The organism is Pseudomonas frederiksbergensis (assembly GCF_035751725.1).
GTDB classification, from domain to species: domain Bacteria; phylum Pseudomonadota; class Gammaproteobacteria; order Pseudomonadales; family Pseudomonadaceae; genus Aquipseudomonas; species Aquipseudomonas frederiksbergensis_A.
The window spans coordinates 359,228-373,419 of the sequence record NZ_CP142104.1 but is presented as its reverse complement, the minus strand read 5'-3'; the positions used below and the strand labels follow the sequence as shown (position 1 = coordinate 373,419).

The following is a 14,192-nucleotide window of genomic DNA, read 5'->3' as shown; positions in this document are numbered from 1 at the left end:
CCCCGCCCGACAGGCGCTTTGGCTTGCCCCGCATGAGTAAAGCAACCGCCCGCCGCCAAGCCCCTCACGCCCCGCCCAACCGCGCCCCATCCACCGGAACTGCTGCCCGTCTAAAAATAGTCAGAATTCAGGGGTTTACAGAACCTTCCCAATCGCTATAATCGTCGCCCACACGCCGGTATAGCTCAGTTGGTAGAGCAACTGACTTGTAATCAGTAGGTCCCGGGTTCGACTCCTGGTGCCGGCACCACATTAGGCTCCATTGCATTCCACCGAATGCTCTGGAAGCACCGAAAACCCGCCCTTTGGCGGGTTTTTTCGTTCCAGGACCCTCTGTCGGGATCCAACAAAATCCCCTTTCCCCGAGGGTATGTTAGGGGTACTGCGATTTTCCGGTCAGGAGCGCGTACCCCTATGCCACGTCTAGCGATCCCCCTCAGCGACCTGCAATGCCGCACCGCCAAGCCCCGCGAACGCGCCTACAAACTGTTCGACGGCGGAGGCATGTACCTTTTCGTCAAACCCAATGGCGTGAAGACCTGGCGCTTGAAGTACACCAAGCCCAGCGGCAAGGAAGGCACGCTCATCATCGGCAATTACCCCATCGTTACCCTTTCCGTCGCACGACGTAAGCGAGACGAAGCCAAGGCGTTGCTGCTCGACAACCTCGACCCTATGGAAGAAAAGAAGAAGGCCAAGATCGTAGCCCAGCGGGCGGCACTGCTTTTCGAAACCGTTGCTCTGGAGTGGCACGCCGACATGTCCCGTCGCTGGACCGAAGGACACACAAAAACCGTGATGAGCCGACTGCGTACCCACGTCTTCCCGCTGATCGGCCAACGACCCATCGCTGAACTCGATACCCATGACCTGCTAGAGATCACCCAGCGCATCAAGGAACGCGGCACCACGGATGTGGCGTTACGGGTACAGAACTACTTATCCACCATCATGCGCGGGGCCAAAAGGGCTCGGCAGATCACCATGAATCCTGCACTGGATCTGGCAGGCTCGATTCACGCGCCGCGCACAGCCCATCGCCCGGCCCTCTCTCTCAACCGCCTACCCGAACTGCTGCACCGTATCGACAACTACAACGGTCGCGAGCTGACGCGCCTTGCCGTCCTGTTGACGCTGCACGTATTCGTCCGCTCCAGCGAACTGCGCTTCGCACGATGGAGTGAGTTCGATTTCCAACGTGCCATGTGGGAAATCCCCGACACGCGCGCACCGATTGAAGGGGTACGCAACTCCACACGTGGGACCAAGATGAACGGCGACATTCAAATGGTTCCGCTATCGCCGCAGGTCATCGAAATACTGGAGCGCCTGCGCAGCCTCAGTCGCTTTTCAGAGTTAGTGCTACCGGGCGACCACAAGTACTGGAAGCCCATGTCCGAGAACACGGTGAATACCATGCTCCGCAACGTCGGCTATGACACCAGCAAGGACGTGTGCGGCCACGGTTTCAGGACCATGGCCTGTAGCGCCCTGCTGGAGTCCGGGTTATGGACCGACGCAGCCATCGAAAGACAAATGAGCCACAAGGAACGCAACCGCGTGCGCGCCGCGTATATCCACAAAGCGGAATTTCTGGAGCAGCGGCGGCTGATCATGGCGTGGTGGAGCAACTACATCGACGCCAACCGCCCTGGGCATGTAACGCCTCACGAGTTCGCTCACCCCGTCGGCGACAACATCACCGCCCTACAAAATAGCCGTGGCGCATCCAAACGTGGGTAAGCCTGTGAGATCACCGTTATCCGCCCTTCCACTCGGGTCCATCCAAGCGGGGCTGCAAAGCCGCCCTGCTTGGATGGACCTCATTTAAAAAATCTAAAGCCCACGCGAATTGTCTGTGGAAAACCATAGATTTCCACCGGTGGATAATTTCATCCACAGCCGCAGAATTCCCGAAAATTCGAGCCTTGACCCAAATTATCCACAGGCGTAGAAAAGATCGGGCAAAGCGCTGTCGTTGACAGCAACCCAGGTAGCCAGAACCTTTAAGGCTACGCCACACCGTGGTGGTTCTCCCAAAGTGCGATTAGCGTCCGGCGGCTCGCACGGTCACTCACCGAGTGATGGATGCCTACTTCAGATCGTTGCCATCGCGGCAAATACATCCCCCTACCCAGTTGCCCTGCAGCAACCTTTCCGCTTGGCCATTTCACTGCGCCAACCTGCGCCCGTCTCTTTCTCCCGGAAAGAGACGGGCGCTCGTACCACTGCTGCAGCCCAACTCGTACAAGGCTTTGCGGCATTCCCCCTCGTGACAATCGGCGTGACAAACACCGAGGTCACCAGCAACAGCGATGCAGATGATGGTGCCGCAGCCCACGGAATGGACTGCACCTGACTGACAGTCAGGCATGCCCCGGTGATCGCATCACTGCCTTCATCTGACTCAGGATCTCGCGGTGTCGGTCTCGTCAGCCAGCGCAGCCTCCACCCGCCCACTTCCTCGGAAGTGCTCAGGAGGCCAGATCATGAGATGCCCAAGCTCCCGGTCGTAAAGAGCCGCCAGTCCCGCGTTAGTGGACAACCCTCACAGGTCGCAGGGGCCTTGATCCCTGATAACACTCAACATTCTTGGCGGGATGACGTGGGGAGGGTTTTAAGGGTTAGCTTCGAGAGGAGTTTGATCATGGCATTGGTCGGTAGACGGGATGGGCGCAATTTTGGCTATGGGCGGCAACTGAGCTATGCCGGGCCGCAGGCACTGAAAGACCTGTTTGGCGGTGGGCATTACGGGACGGTCAAAGCACACAGTGATCGTTGGCAGACGTTCGTGCGCTGGTGTCGGTCGGAGGATGGCCGGGGAATTAATGATGCACGGCAGATTGATCGGCAGACCTTGCTGGATTACGCGGAGCATCTGCGTCACCTGGTTGAGCGCAGCGATCTCGCCATCGCCACTGCGCAAAACCGATTGTCCAGCGTCAATCGGACCCTGGCAGCGCTTCGCGGTGATCAGTATGTGAAAGTACCGAGTCCGAGCAAGGCGCTAGGAATGCGGCGCACCAGTGTTCGTCGTTCGGTGCCGCAAGGCCAAGACCGCGAACATGTGAAGAGGGTCGTAGAGGTGCTTTGCGCACACCAGCAGCCGCGTGCCGCGGCCATCGCTCAATTAGCGCGAGCCACCGGCATGCGCTTACGTGAGGCCATTTTGGCCGACCTTCCGCGCTTAAAACGTGAGGCCGAACAATACGGCAAGATCAACATCCAGGATGGCACCAAGGGGGGCCGCTCAGGTGCCTCGGCACCTCGCTGGATCAGGGCGGATGATCATATTCGCGAGGCGCTGAAATTCGCCGAACAGGTCTCACCCGACGGTAGCCGCAACCTACTTGCACCGAACGAAACCTACCTCGATTTCCAACTGGGAATCGTCCGTCCTGCACGGGACATCCTCCATCAGTACAACCTCAAAGGCTTCCACGAATTGCGGGCAGCCTATGCGTGCGAACGCTATGAGCAAATCACCCACCATCCCGCCCCCATCAACGGTGGCCATTGCTATCAACCCGACCGACGTCTCGATCAGGAAGCCCGAGTACAAATCAGCTATGAGCTGGGGCACAACCGTATCGTCGTGGTGGCCGCTTACATTGGTGGTCGCGCATGAGCACGGCATTCGATATGGATCTGTTCCTGGCGGGCGTCCTGACCGGGTCGCATACCACGCGCCAACGCCACCTGCGTCAGGCGAAGACCATCCAAACAGCGATCGCTGAGCGCTGGCAACGCGAAAATCCATGGACTTGGCAGAGAAAACACCTTGCGTGGTTTTTGAATCACCACCTAAACCGGCACACTCAATCGACGCGCTATTACTATTTGCTGACCATGCAATTACTCACTCATCGCTTAGGAAAATCCTGGCAGTTCAACCTCTAAACGAAGGTCAGAAAACGGCCAGAAGCAGCCGCTGGACACGCTAGTGGCAAATAGGTAACGTCAACCTCCAGCACCGAAACTTTAGCGCAGCTAAGCTTGGCGTCATCCGTGTCGCGTTTCTCCTTGGGCTATGTCGCGCTGCGATTCCCACCAGGCTAGATAACGGCTAGCAGGACGACAAAAGTGTTATAGAGCATCACTGCCGCGCTCAAACGCGGGAGTGATGTCGCCAAATGGTAGTTAGAGGGCACTCAATGGTAACGCGATCCATGGACGAAGTACGTGTCGATTATATTTCCACGATGGGACAAGAGCTCGGTGCTAATTTCTACGAACTTTATAGAGAACTCGTAGAGCTCCATGTTCTCTGGCAGCAGTATCGGCAGCTTTTCGGAGAATCAACGGACACGGTTCAGCTGCTTAATAGAACGGCTGGTTTATTCTTTAAAATCGTACAAGATGAGCTTTGGGATAGCGTACTCCTTGGCGTGTCACGAATGACGGACCCACCTAGTACAGGAAAAAAGAAGAACCTAACTGTGCTGTCGCTTTCACCACTCGTCAATGATTCCGCGCTAAGGGCGGAGGTTCAGGATCTCTGCACTAAGGCGGTAACGGCAGCAGAGTTCGCCCGCGAGCATCGCAACAAACGTATAGCTCATCAAGATCACAACTACTTTAGTAACCGAAACTCCAATCCTCTCAGCGGCATCAGCAGAGCTACAGTCGAGGATATGCTCGCAGCGCTAAGAGATGTCCTGAATCGCCTAGACAATCACTTCCGAGACAGCACCGTCTTGTATGAGCAATTCGTGGATGATAGTGGGGCTAGGCTGCTAGTCTATAAGCTAAGTAGACTCGAGCGGCTCCAAGGATCAGTGCCACAAAAAAGCGCCCCTTAACAATGCGCTCAAATTCGCTTCGTTCACCGGGATCGGCTGAGCTGGCCCTCTAGCTTAATCGCTATGAATGTCTGTAGGGGTCGATTGCGTACCGTCGTGATAGATGGCAATCGGCCAAAAGCGGCCATTTAGATATAGTTAGCGAACGCTTCGCATTGCAACACATATGGTTTTGATCGCTTAAAAAACGATGCGGCCTCTTCCACTTGGCGAGCCTGACGGCAATCTGCCACATTCAGCGCGTCGATTTGGTACAGCCAACTAATAGAAAATAGTTAAATGACACGACGCACTTCCCTGATGCATCACGCGGACAGCCCGGACTGCCTCAATATTAGACCCAGGCATTACCATTAAGATCTGGACAGCAAGGCGCTCTCGTGAAAAATATCACAGACGAAATATAAAAAAAGCAAATGTATATCCTAGCATTGGCGCCTCACATCAAGGCTTGGTTTACACTCTTTTGTATCATCATAGTTGCAGTATGGTAATTTTCAAAAAAAGCGCCCTATTTGGTGTCGGATCGGCCATTGTAACTCCCGCATTTTTATAAAGTGGGGAGTGACTAAGAAAATCCTTATCATGAATAGAATGCTGGATGATATCTACGCTAAGTGATTAGCGCCACTGCTAAATATTGACTGTTTTTACTATAGTGCTGAAAAAAAAATGAACTGGTTTATTTTCTAGAATAAATAAGCCCCCTTTTTTTCGTCCTGATTTACTGATTCAAAAACATCAATTCTATTTTTGTTGGTGGCGTTATCGCGTAGGTTTAATAGACTCTGTTCAGAGCCATATCTTCCCTGATTAACTCTGGAAACAATGCCACTGACTCTGACCTCCTTATAAGTCATAATACCGTGCTCTGTGGTAAATTTGGAGCGCAGCGGTGAACTTGTCCGACCGCAGCACTTTGTTAGCCATGCTCGTGCCTTTTCGCTATATCAAGGCACGCATCATGTGTGAACAAGTCTGTACAATGAATCATTGAGTATTCATCTAGCTGATGAACGAATAATCTCGCATTTTCTGTTGGATCTCTGGAAATTTGAAACATATCGCCGTGATCCTCAGTGATGAAGCTCAGATCAGTTCGCTCAACAATTTCGTCTTTAACACCCGCGTATCGATAACGAAGAGACTCAAGATATACCACTCCACCACTATGCGTAATCTTGATTGAGTGAAAGTCAGGTTTTAGATAGCTTGGGTATTTTTTCTTCAGATCAGGAAGAATTTCCACACCTCCGTCCGCTCCGACACGAGGCACAATAAACCCAACAGACTCTTCCATTACGCCCCGAATCGCTTCTCTAATGGGAATCTGAAAAAACTCTCTGTTTGGCTTATAGCGATACTCATCGAATCTTTTGTGAAGTCGCTTTTCAACCAACTTACAATCAGTAAGGAACTCATCATAAATAACTATAAAGTCATCTGGAACTCCTGTGCCTCTCAACCCCTTTGTACGTTCATTAGATGATTTCTTGGTTAATCCAATTTTAACTAGCCCCTGCATTGCAGGGTTAATCATTACATAAACAAAACCTGTACTCATACTATTCCTTGGCTAAAGCCCGAATTAAGCCGCGCCGCGAAGCGGTGTCGGCTTGAATGATTGTTAGAACTCAGCTGCCCGCTTGGGGTAAACGTGATAGCGAAAAGTCCCAGTGCGCTCCACTACTACTGAGTCGCCCGCTTTGAGTTGATGCATAGCGAAGAACTCCCCAACCCACGCTCGTTTACGAAAGATCTTCTTATCACCTGCAATGTCAGTCATTATGGGGGCGCCGGTGCCTGAATGAACCTCAAGCAGTTGCGAGGCGCGATCCGCTTCCGAGTTGCCACCCCCAGAAGAGGCGGGAAACAGGTCCATTATGCCTGTCAGGTACAGATGATCGTTGTTGAGGTTGCCCTGAGTAAGCTCGATGATTCCGTAGCGCAAATTTCCCCCTAAGTTCTAACGTTTGGATAAGGGGCGGGCTTTAGCCCTCCCAGTGAGAACCTTGTCAGGTGCTTTAACTCAAGTCTTTTGAATAGACTCTAATTATTTCTGCTGATTCATGTTTAGCGAAGTCTAAAGACCATGTTTCGCCAATTGTCCTCACCATGTCCGCAACAAATGACGCTACATATGAAAGCACTAATGCTGCAAGTTTCTCATGAAGTTCTTTACTGTAGACCCTAGAGTAGACGAGTGCATTTATTGCCGAAGGGGTAGAGTGAGCGTTTGTAGATAGTAGTTTATAGATAGAGTTAAACATGCTCACATCAAGACATCGGCGCATGGAGATTTCGGATTGGTTAACGTCCGAGCATTTCCGCCCTTTTAAAATTTGCCTCTGAACTTCAGGTAGTAGGCTTTTAAACATTTGGTTGCCTTTAATTATGTTCTTTAGCTTATTGTATTTTTCTTGAAGAGAATATTGCTCTTTGTCTTCGATACCAAAAAAACAACAGAGTTGTATTGTAGATTTTAGATCATGAAAATCATACAGATAAAAACGGAAGTCAGACGTTTCCGTATCCGTATTCTCTATGCAATAATACCAATGCAGGTTGGCCGCTTCAATCAAGCTCCTAGATATTGAGCAGAACGACGAAAAATCAAATATCTCCCCTTCGCTGGTGTACCTTGATCCGGGCATTACCCTCAACAAAGACATGCATTCTGGCACAATCTTTGCCAAGTAGTACGTCGATACTTTTCGCTTTCTATCTTCTGTTTGAATGCCGTCAAACTTCTGAGATAAGTCATATGCAATCTCAGTTATAAAATCAAATCTTTCTATTAGCTCTTGAAATCCACTCATATTTCAAAAAGCACCTAACGATTAAGCTAAAGGGCGGATTAAAGCCCGTCTCAGTGAGCGAAGCGAACGATTTTAGCGCTTCGTTAAGTAACAATACACCTAGCTTTGCTGTTGCTCATATATCGCAATTAACTGCTCTTGGCTGTGGTTGGTGTTAGGCCAAGCTGCATGTATCTCAACCAAATCAAATTCGGCATCGCCGTTTTTGGCGAGTTTTATAATTTCTTCATCTGTCAGTGCTGCATATTCTGGCCACTGATCGATTAAGCCTCTGGCATTTGATACTGCGGCATCTTCGGTTTTACCGATATAAAGCTCTTCAATCCGTGTGTGCCCGTAGGTAATCATGTAAAAGGACATTTTTTCTCCTGGCTCTACAAAACTTTAAACTGGTACATAACGTTTGGTTAAGGGGCGGGCTTTAACCCGTACCAGTGAGCGCATTGCTAGCAGCGCTATCGCTGAAGCTCATTTGGCAGAACAACATTGCCTGCGACAATTTTTTGATCGTATTCATTAACTAGCTCGCATATTGAAATTCTTGCCTGCTGGAGCAGCGCGTAATCAAGTTTTAATTTTTTCCCTGGAGTTGCCTTTAAAGCAGGAAATGATTCACAAAATTTTTGATCTGCCTTTCCATCGGCATGTACAAGTAAATGCCGTATTTCTAAATAGGGTAGTGCAGCATCAATTTTTGCTTGAGAAACGCCTAGATTTAATTTGGAGTTGATTTTCTCCAAAAGATTTTTTGTGCTTTTTTCGTTTTCTAGTTTTCTGAAAACGGATTGTGCAACCATTGAGACTACTTTATCCCAGGTTCCCGCTCTTAAGACGTCATTGGCTTCAAAGGAAACTTTGTGTTCGCCAATTAAACGATTTGGATCTAACCCTTTCTTAGCTGCTGCAGTTAAAATTTCGAGAATATATTGTGTTGCATCCTCGTAAATGTTCTTGATGAATGCTTCGCACAACGTCGCTTTTAGGTGATTGGCAGCGAGTTTTCTGCTTTCTGAAGTCTTGGCCCTTGAGGCAAGTCTTGGATGCTGTTGAGGGTTTACTTTGTCGAATATGCGTTGATTGCCTGCTGCACTTAGCATGCCCGCTTGGATTGAGATTTTCAGTACATCTGCCAACTCAATATCGACATCAAGATGAGCTGCGCGACTAGAAAATCTTATATATGACTTTGTTTTCATGGCGCGGAAAATTCTCTTAGCTGCGAACTATAAATAGACACCAACTGGTGCATAACTTTCTGGGCGAGCGTGGTGTATAGCATTCCCTGTTCCTTTGTCTATCCGTATCTAGGCTTAGGCCTTCAGCGTGCCGATGAGCGTATAAGCGGGTTATACACCATGGACGGATAGCCTCGCTTGCTCGAATTCAGCGCGGGAGAAACTTCGCCTGCGACACTACTGGATCCTCATGGAGCGTGTCTATACAGTGGGTCGCGCCTTGCGGCAGGAATAGATCCGCAGAGGTCGAGCGACTGCTCTTGGCCGTCTGCTGCCTGTCGCCACGGCAGCTTTTGGCGGATTCCTACCTATTCTCGACGGAGGGGATGATCATCAACGTTCGAATTCGGGAGGTTTACCATTCCGTATGCGGCTCTGAATTACTTGCAGACCGACAACGTGCTGACATCTAAAAAATCCCGAGTTCGATTCCACCGAACGCCATAACTAGCTGATTTATTTATAGTTACTAGTTGGGGTACGCCGAATTTTCCAGCGAACTCCAGACGCCCGGAAAACCTAGTCTCGCAGAAACCTACCGTTCGTCTGGTGCCACAAAACAAAGCCCTCGCAGAAATGCGAGGGCTTTGTTGTTTCTGGGTGTTCACTTTTCCTCCACCCCCCTGAAAAACCTGAGGGAGCGAGCTTGATCGCGATGAGCCCATCAACCCCACCGACATTCTTTCGGCCAGGGCAACTGGTAACCTTTTCGATGGTCACCACGACCGTCGAACTCAACCACCTAATCGCTCAGCCGCTTTCCGATAAACTTGATCCCGCTCACGCTTGTCGACAGCCACGACAAACACCACGATATCCTGATCAATCACCTGATAAACCAACCTATAACCGCTGCTCCGCAGCTTGATCTTGTAGCAATCAGACAAGGTATACAGTCGGTTTGCTTCGATGCGCGGATTGGCCAGGTCGTCGTGAGCTTCTTTTTGAGCTGCTCATGAACAGTATTCCCTAGCTTTTACCATTCCTTTAGCGCCCGTGCATCGAATTCGAGGTTATAGGTCATCTAGCGAAACCTTAACCCGCTGCGGGGCTGCGAGTCGCTCGCGCACCGTTGCGATCAAGGCTTCATCGTCCTCGGTCATCAGGACGGGCTTGAACGGCAACTGGCCGCGCTCCGCTACGTACTGCAGAGCTTGGCGCATCAGCTCAGAAGGGGTGACGCCGAGCTTTTCCAGCTCACGGTATGCACGCGCCTTGAGGTCGTCGTCGATACGAACGTTGATGGAAGCCATGAGATAGCCCTCGCTGTAATGACATTAGTCTTTACAGTGAAGGAAAAGCTTGAGGCCGGCAAGCCCCAGAAATCATTCACCTCCAATCCAGGGTTACAAATACTTTTATCGGGACGTTGGCGACCTCTTCTAGCAACCAAGAAGGCTGCCAAATACCCGCCAAGCCTAGGTTGACCCGGTCAGCATGCTCAAATCGTGCGGTTTTTTTATGCGCTAAAACTATGGGATGTTTTTGGCGGATCCGCGCATACAATACGAATCCATCCCTCGCCAGCATCAGGCCACGATTGCACCCTACCCAATCGCCCGCTGCTCTCCAACCGTCGCTGCCAATTCAGCGACCGGGCCTGAGAACCCGGGTAAGATGCAGGCGCTACAGCGCCGGAACCACGTTTTGCGGCGTTTTTTTATTTCCGCATTCCGTGCAATGGCGGCTGTGCGTGGGAGACCTTCGGGTCTGCCGGGTTCCTGTATCTCCGGTTTCTCAGCCTGCGCACAGCTGCCACCCATTCGCCTGAGAACGAACGTGGCAGCTCGCAATTGATATGGGAGTTCATCGATGCACGCCATGGATCTGCTGCAGTCTCGCTTTATCATTTTGCCAGCCACCCGCCGCCAATTGGCGAACGGAGGTGCGCAATGACCCACCCCAAAGACCTCAAAACCCCAGGCCTAACCCCCTTCTCCTACCACTCCGATCGCCCCCTATTCCGCGTCAACAGCGGCATCCCCATCGGCGAAGCTCTGTCCCATGCTTCCGACCTGCTACACGTTGCCAAGGTCTTGGCCGAAGAAGCGGCGATGATTCGCGGCACGGATCGGTATGCCTGGGCTTCGTATTATTTGCAGGACATGAGCAAAGCCGTCATCGATGACGTGATGAAGGTGCTGGAGGCGCCGGGGAGTAATCCGGCTTAAGGACAGCGGGCTCGATGCTGCTCGCTGAGCGGGGCAGCATTGGCCTGGGCAGATAAAAAGAGAGCTACGCAGTCCAGCGGGAGCAAGCTCCCTTGCCACGGGTTCATCTAATCATTCCTTCCGCCGATAGCCTGGAATAAGGGCTTTGCCTGTTCGAAGCCCCCGCTGGCACTCAACTACACTTCCCCAAACATCCCCGCTCCAGGAGCAGCAAGCGATGAAAATCCGCACCAAGGTTGTAGGTTCGGGGTTGGTCAGCCTGTTTTTTGCGCTGTTGCTGGGCGGGATTGGGCTTTGGGGTTATCACGCCATGACCGAGGCCTTGGCGCAGAATGAGACCAGCATTTCGGCCATGCGCAAGCACATGGAGGCAGACATGATGCACGACGCCATTCGTGGCGATGTGTTGGCTGCCTTGCTGGTGGCGCCAGGTGATGCCGAAGGCGCGAAGGAAGTGACCGAGGCGTTCGACGAGCATTCGCAACGGATGCGCAAGGTCATCGCCGAGAACGCCGAGGCCCGCTTGCCTGGGACGATTTCCCAGACCATCGCCGAGCTCAAGCCTCAGGCCGAGGCCTATATCGCCTCGGCAAAACAGGTCATCGCCAAGGCGTTGAGCGGCGCCCAGGATGGCCGGGCGTTGCGCACTGAATTCGATAAGGCATTTTCAGCCCTGGAGGAGCGCAACGAGGCGGTCAGTGAATTGATCGAGAACCAGGCGCGATCTTCTCGCGAGTTTCAAGATCACAGCATCCATACCTCCGAGCGCTGGCTGATCATCACCTTGTTGGCCACATGCGTGGCGTTGGCGTTGCTGTCGTGGAGTTTGCTCAAGGCTGTGCTCACGCCGCTGAATAAAATCATCCTCAACACCCAGGCCATTTCCCAAGGTGATCTGCAGCGCTCGATGGGTGCTCATGGGGATGATGAACTGGGGCAGTTGCAGGCGGTGATCGAGCAGATGCAGGCCAACCTGCGGCAGATGATCGCCACGATCCGCAGCCAGAGCGATGAGTTGCACGGCACGTCGCGAAACCTGGGCGATACGGCTCGCCAGATTGTGTCCAGCGCCGACCAGCAGGCCCAAAGCGCGACCAGCATGGCGGCGAGCATGGAGCAGATGATGGCAAACATCAGCCAGATTCATCAGCACGCCGACAGCGCGCGGACGATTTCGGCGCAATCAGAGCATCTGGCGAGCAGTGGAGGGCAGGTAATCCTTGGTGTGGTGGAAGGCATGAATCGGATCGCCGAGGTGGTCGCTCAGTCCTCCAGCAAAATCACTGCGCTGGATGCATCGTCCGAGGATATTCATTCCATCATCCAGGTGATCAAGAGCATCGCCGAACAAACCAATTTGCTGGCGCTCAACGCTGCCATCGAAGCCGCTCGCGCCGGTGAGGCAGGCCGCGGCTTTGCGGTGGTGGCCGATGAGGTACGCAACCTGGCGGCGCGGACCACGCAATCCACCCAGGAAATCACTGCGATGATCGAGCGCATCCAGTCCAGCGCCCGGGATGCGGTGGCGAACATGCAGGCCTGTGTCAGCCGAGTGGATGAAGGCGTGAACCTGGCTCAGCAGGCAGGGGTGTCCATCAGCGAGATTCGTACGGGGGCGCGTCATGCTGCGGAAGTGGTCGAGGAAATTTCCCAGACCATTGCCGAGCAATCAAAAGCCAGCGATGAGATGGCCCAGCGGGTGGAGTCGATTGCCGAGCAATCGCGGGAAAATACCCGCTCGATTCACGATTTGACGCATACAGCGGATCAGTTGAACGACGCGGCGGGATCGATGCAGGCTTCGGTGCAGCAGTTCAAGATTTGATCAATCAGGGCTGATCACTTCGTGGCGAGGGAGCTTGCTCCCGCTGGGCTGCAGCAGCCCTTCAGTTGCTTGATGGGCAATCTAATGTTTCGCTTCCAGCCTCCGCAAGATCTTATGCTAAATTATGGCTCAGCAATAATTATGGCTAATCCATAAAACAGGATAATTGCATGAGCAGTATTTTCCAGCGTCCTGAACTGGCTGAAAGCATGGCCAACCAGCTTCTCAATCCAGGCGTACTTGACGAAGGTTTGCGTTCAGGTCTGTTTCTGTCCGGGCTACGCAGAACCGGCAAAACGACTTTTTTGCGAAGTGACCTGATCCCAGCCCTTGAAAAAGAAGGTGCGCTGGTCATTTATGTGGACCTCTGGAGCGATACCCTCGCCAATCCTGCCACCTTATTGCACGACGCCATTCGCAAGGTGCTGCAAGAATTACAGACGCCTGCCTCTGGCCTGCTTGAGAAGCTCAAGCGGGTCGGCGGCGTCGATATCGGTGCGGCAGGATTGAAGTTCGGGTTCAAACTTGAAGGCGTCGGTAATGTTGGGGGCACGACGCTCGCGCAAGCGTTCGCAGAAGTTGTCGATCAGGCCAAGACAGACTTGGTGCTTATCGTCGATGAGGTACAACATGCCATCGCCTCTGAAGACGGCAACCAGATGTTGCTCGCGCTGAAAGCCGCGCGTGACGCCATCAATCCTCGTCCCAATACCCCTGGCTACTTTCTGTTCATCGGCACAGGCTCTCACCGCGCACAGGTCAGCGAACTCACAGCAAAGCGAAACCAGGCTTTTTCCGGCGCTACCTCCACGGCATATCCCGTCTTGAAGGGCGATTATGTCGAGTATCTGTTGAACCGCCTGGCAATGACTGTAAGTCAGCACAAATTGCCTTCACTAAAAGTCGCAACGGAAGCTTTCGACACTCTTGGCAACCGCCCGGAAGAAATGCTCAAGGCCCTTAGGCAAGTATTGCAACAAGAGGGTAAACCCGACCTGTTCTTGCCCGTCATCGCCAGTACGCTGCGTTCTGCTGCGGCCAATATAGAGCTTGAGAAGGTTGAGCAATTGGGCAGTCTGGCTCAAGCCATCTTCAATAAAATCGCCTCAGCGGCGGGGGATGCTCGTGGCATTTTTTCCGCTGACGCAGCAGGAGAATATTCAAAAGCCGTGGGTCGGGATGTTCGTATTGAAGAAATTCAACCGGTGGTAATTGCCTTGGTGGCCGAAAATATCATCATGCGTCGCGGACACGGGATTTACGCGATTACAGATCCGTTCGTTCAAGAAATATGGCTGGAAGAACAAGCGTTGATCGCGGCAAGTTGACACAAAACGGGG

General features: G+C 52.4%; 13 protein-coding genes, 1 tRNA gene and 1 pseudogene. 8 read left to right on the top strand and 7 right to left on the bottom strand.

The genetic code is table 11. From position 1 onward, the window contains the following. The first annotated feature begins 174 nt into the window (after positions 1-174). The 5 genes from VQ575_RS01680 to VQ575_RS01660 all read left to right on the top strand — a co-directional run bounded on the left by VQ575_RS01680 (position 175) and on the right by VQ575_RS01660 (position 4,802). Positions 175-250, top strand: a tRNA-Thr gene (locus tag VQ575_RS01680). Positions 251-414: 164 nt separating this feature from the next. After that, positions 415-1,743 (top strand): tyrosine-type recombinase/integrase, encoded by a 1,329-nt coding sequence (locus VQ575_RS01675; protein WP_325918945.1) that lies wholly within the window; start codon positions 415-417, stop codon positions 1,741-1,743. A 904-nt stretch (positions 1,744-2,647) separates the two neighbouring features. Continuing rightward, positions 2,648-3,628, top strand: coding sequence for an integrase domain-containing protein (locus tag VQ575_RS01670; RefSeq protein ID WP_325918944.1), 981 nt, complete (start codon positions 2,648-2,650; stop codon positions 3,626-3,628). Then, complete coding sequence (locus VQ575_RS01665; RefSeq protein WP_325918942.1) at positions 3,625-3,900, top strand: hypothetical protein; 276 nt, start codon at positions 3,625-3,627, stop codon at positions 3,898-3,900. The genes VQ575_RS01670 and VQ575_RS01665 overlap by 4 nt, the downstream gene beginning before the upstream one ends. A gap of 269 nt (positions 3,901-4,169) precedes the next feature. Continuing rightward, a complete protein-coding gene (locus tag VQ575_RS01660; RefSeq protein ID WP_325918940.1) occupies positions 4,170-4,802 on the top strand; it encodes an AbiU2 domain-containing protein in 633 nt (210 codons plus the stop codon). A gap of 922 nt (positions 4,803-5,724) precedes the next feature. On the opposite strand, the gene VQ575_RS01655 is transcribed toward VQ575_RS01660, so the two are convergent. The 7 genes and pseudogenes from VQ575_RS01655 to VQ575_RS01625 all read right to left on the bottom strand — a co-directional run bounded on the left by VQ575_RS01655 (position 5,725) and on the right by VQ575_RS01625 (position 10,109). After that, positions 5,725-6,366: a GIY-YIG nuclease family protein gene (locus VQ575_RS01655; RefSeq protein WP_325918938.1), complete on the bottom strand. Its 642-nt coding sequence runs from the start codon at positions 6,364-6,366 to the stop codon at positions 5,725-5,727. Between the two features lie 63 nt (positions 6,367-6,429). Beyond that, positions 6,430-6,753 carry a hypothetical protein gene (locus VQ575_RS01650; protein ID WP_325918937.1) on the bottom strand — a complete coding sequence of 108 codons (324 nt, stop codon included), beginning with the start codon at positions 6,751-6,753 and terminating at the stop codon, positions 6,430-6,432. A gap of 73 nt (positions 6,754-6,826) precedes the next feature. Next, a complete protein-coding gene (locus VQ575_RS01645) occupies positions 6,827-7,621 on the bottom strand; it encodes a hypothetical protein (protein WP_325918936.1) in 795 nt (264 codons plus the stop codon). Between the two features lie 99 nt (positions 7,622-7,720). After that, a complete protein-coding gene (locus VQ575_RS01640) occupies positions 7,721-7,981 on the bottom strand; it encodes a hypothetical protein (protein WP_325918935.1) in 261 nt (86 codons plus the stop codon). A 95-nt stretch (positions 7,982-8,076) separates the two neighbouring features. Further along, the gene (locus VQ575_RS01635; RefSeq protein ID WP_325918934.1) at positions 8,077-8,817 is read right to left on the bottom strand and encodes a hypothetical protein; all 741 of its coding nucleotides are present in this window, start codon (positions 8,815-8,817) and stop codon (positions 8,077-8,079) included. A gap of 773 nt (positions 8,818-9,590) precedes the next feature. After that, a pseudogene (locus VQ575_RS01630) lies at positions 9,591-9,880 on the bottom strand (type II toxin-antitoxin system RelE family toxin). After that, positions 9,870-10,109 carry a type II toxin-antitoxin system RelB/DinJ family antitoxin gene (locus tag VQ575_RS01625; RefSeq protein ID WP_027911784.1) on the bottom strand — a complete coding sequence of 80 codons (240 nt, stop codon included), beginning with the start codon at positions 10,107-10,109 and terminating at the stop codon, positions 9,870-9,872. Before VQ575_RS01625 ends, VQ575_RS01630 begins: the two are co-directional and overlap by 11 nt. Positions 10,110-10,748: 639 nt before the next feature. Here VQ575_RS01625 and VQ575_RS01620 point away from each other — a divergent pair. The 3 genes from VQ575_RS01620 (at position 10,749) to VQ575_RS01610 (ending at position 14,180) form a co-directional block, all read left to right on the top strand. Beyond that, positions 10,749-11,027 carry a DUF3077 domain-containing protein gene (locus VQ575_RS01620; RefSeq protein WP_325918932.1) on the top strand — a complete coding sequence of 93 codons (279 nt, stop codon included), beginning with the start codon at positions 10,749-10,751 and terminating at the stop codon, positions 11,025-11,027. Positions 11,028-11,244: 217 nt separating this feature from the next. After that, complete coding sequence (locus VQ575_RS01615) at positions 11,245-12,852, top strand: methyl-accepting chemotaxis protein (RefSeq protein WP_039592675.1); 1,608 nt, start codon at positions 11,245-11,247, stop codon at positions 12,850-12,852. A gap of 170 nt (positions 12,853-13,022) precedes the next feature. Beyond that, positions 13,023-14,180: an AAA family ATPase gene (locus VQ575_RS01610; RefSeq protein WP_325918930.1), complete on the top strand. Its 1,158-nt coding sequence runs from the start codon at positions 13,023-13,025 to the stop codon at positions 14,178-14,180. Positions 14,181-14,192 lie beyond the last annotated feature (12 nt).

Bases quoted from the DNA above. Each gene is read 5' to 3' on its own strand.
- VQ575_RS01675 (WP_325918945.1), top strand. From the start codon at position 415: ATGCCACGTCTAGCGATCCCCCTCAGCGACCTGCAATGCCGCACCGCC.
- VQ575_RS01670 (WP_325918944.1), top strand. From the start codon at position 2,648: ATGGCATTGGTCGGTAGACGGGATGGGCGCAATTTTGGCTATGGGCGG.
- VQ575_RS01665 (WP_325918942.1), top strand. From the start codon at position 3,625: ATGAGCACGGCATTCGATATGGATCTGTTCCTGGCGGGCGTCCTGACC.
- VQ575_RS01660 (WP_325918940.1), top strand. From the start codon at position 4,170: ATGGACGAAGTACGTGTCGATTATATTTCCACGATGGGACAAGAGCTC.
- VQ575_RS01655 (WP_325918938.1), bottom strand. From the start codon at position 6,366: ATGAGTACAGGTTTTGTTTATGTAATGATTAACCCTGCAATGCAGGGG.
- VQ575_RS01645 (WP_325918936.1), bottom strand. From the start codon at position 7,621: ATGAGTGGATTTCAAGAGCTAATAGAAAGATTTGATTTTATAACTGAG.
- VQ575_RS01640 (WP_325918935.1), bottom strand. From the start codon at position 7,981: ATGTCCTTTTACATGATTACCTACGGGCACACACGGATTGAAGAGCTT.
- VQ575_RS01635 (WP_325918934.1), bottom strand. From the start codon at position 8,817: ATGAAAACAAAGTCATATATAAGATTTTCTAGTCGCGCAGCTCATCTT.
- VQ575_RS01625 (WP_027911784.1), bottom strand. From the start codon at position 10,109: ATGGCTTCCATCAACGTTCGTATCGACGACGACCTCAAGGCGCGTGCA.
- VQ575_RS01620 (WP_325918932.1), top strand. From the start codon at position 10,749: ATGACCCACCCCAAAGACCTCAAAACCCCAGGCCTAACCCCCTTCTCC.
- VQ575_RS01615 (WP_039592675.1), top strand. From the start codon at position 11,245: ATGAAAATCCGCACCAAGGTTGTAGGTTCGGGGTTGGTCAGCCTGTTT.
- VQ575_RS01610 (WP_325918930.1), top strand. From the start codon at position 13,023: ATGAGCAGTATTTTCCAGCGTCCTGAACTGGCTGAAAGCATGGCCAAC.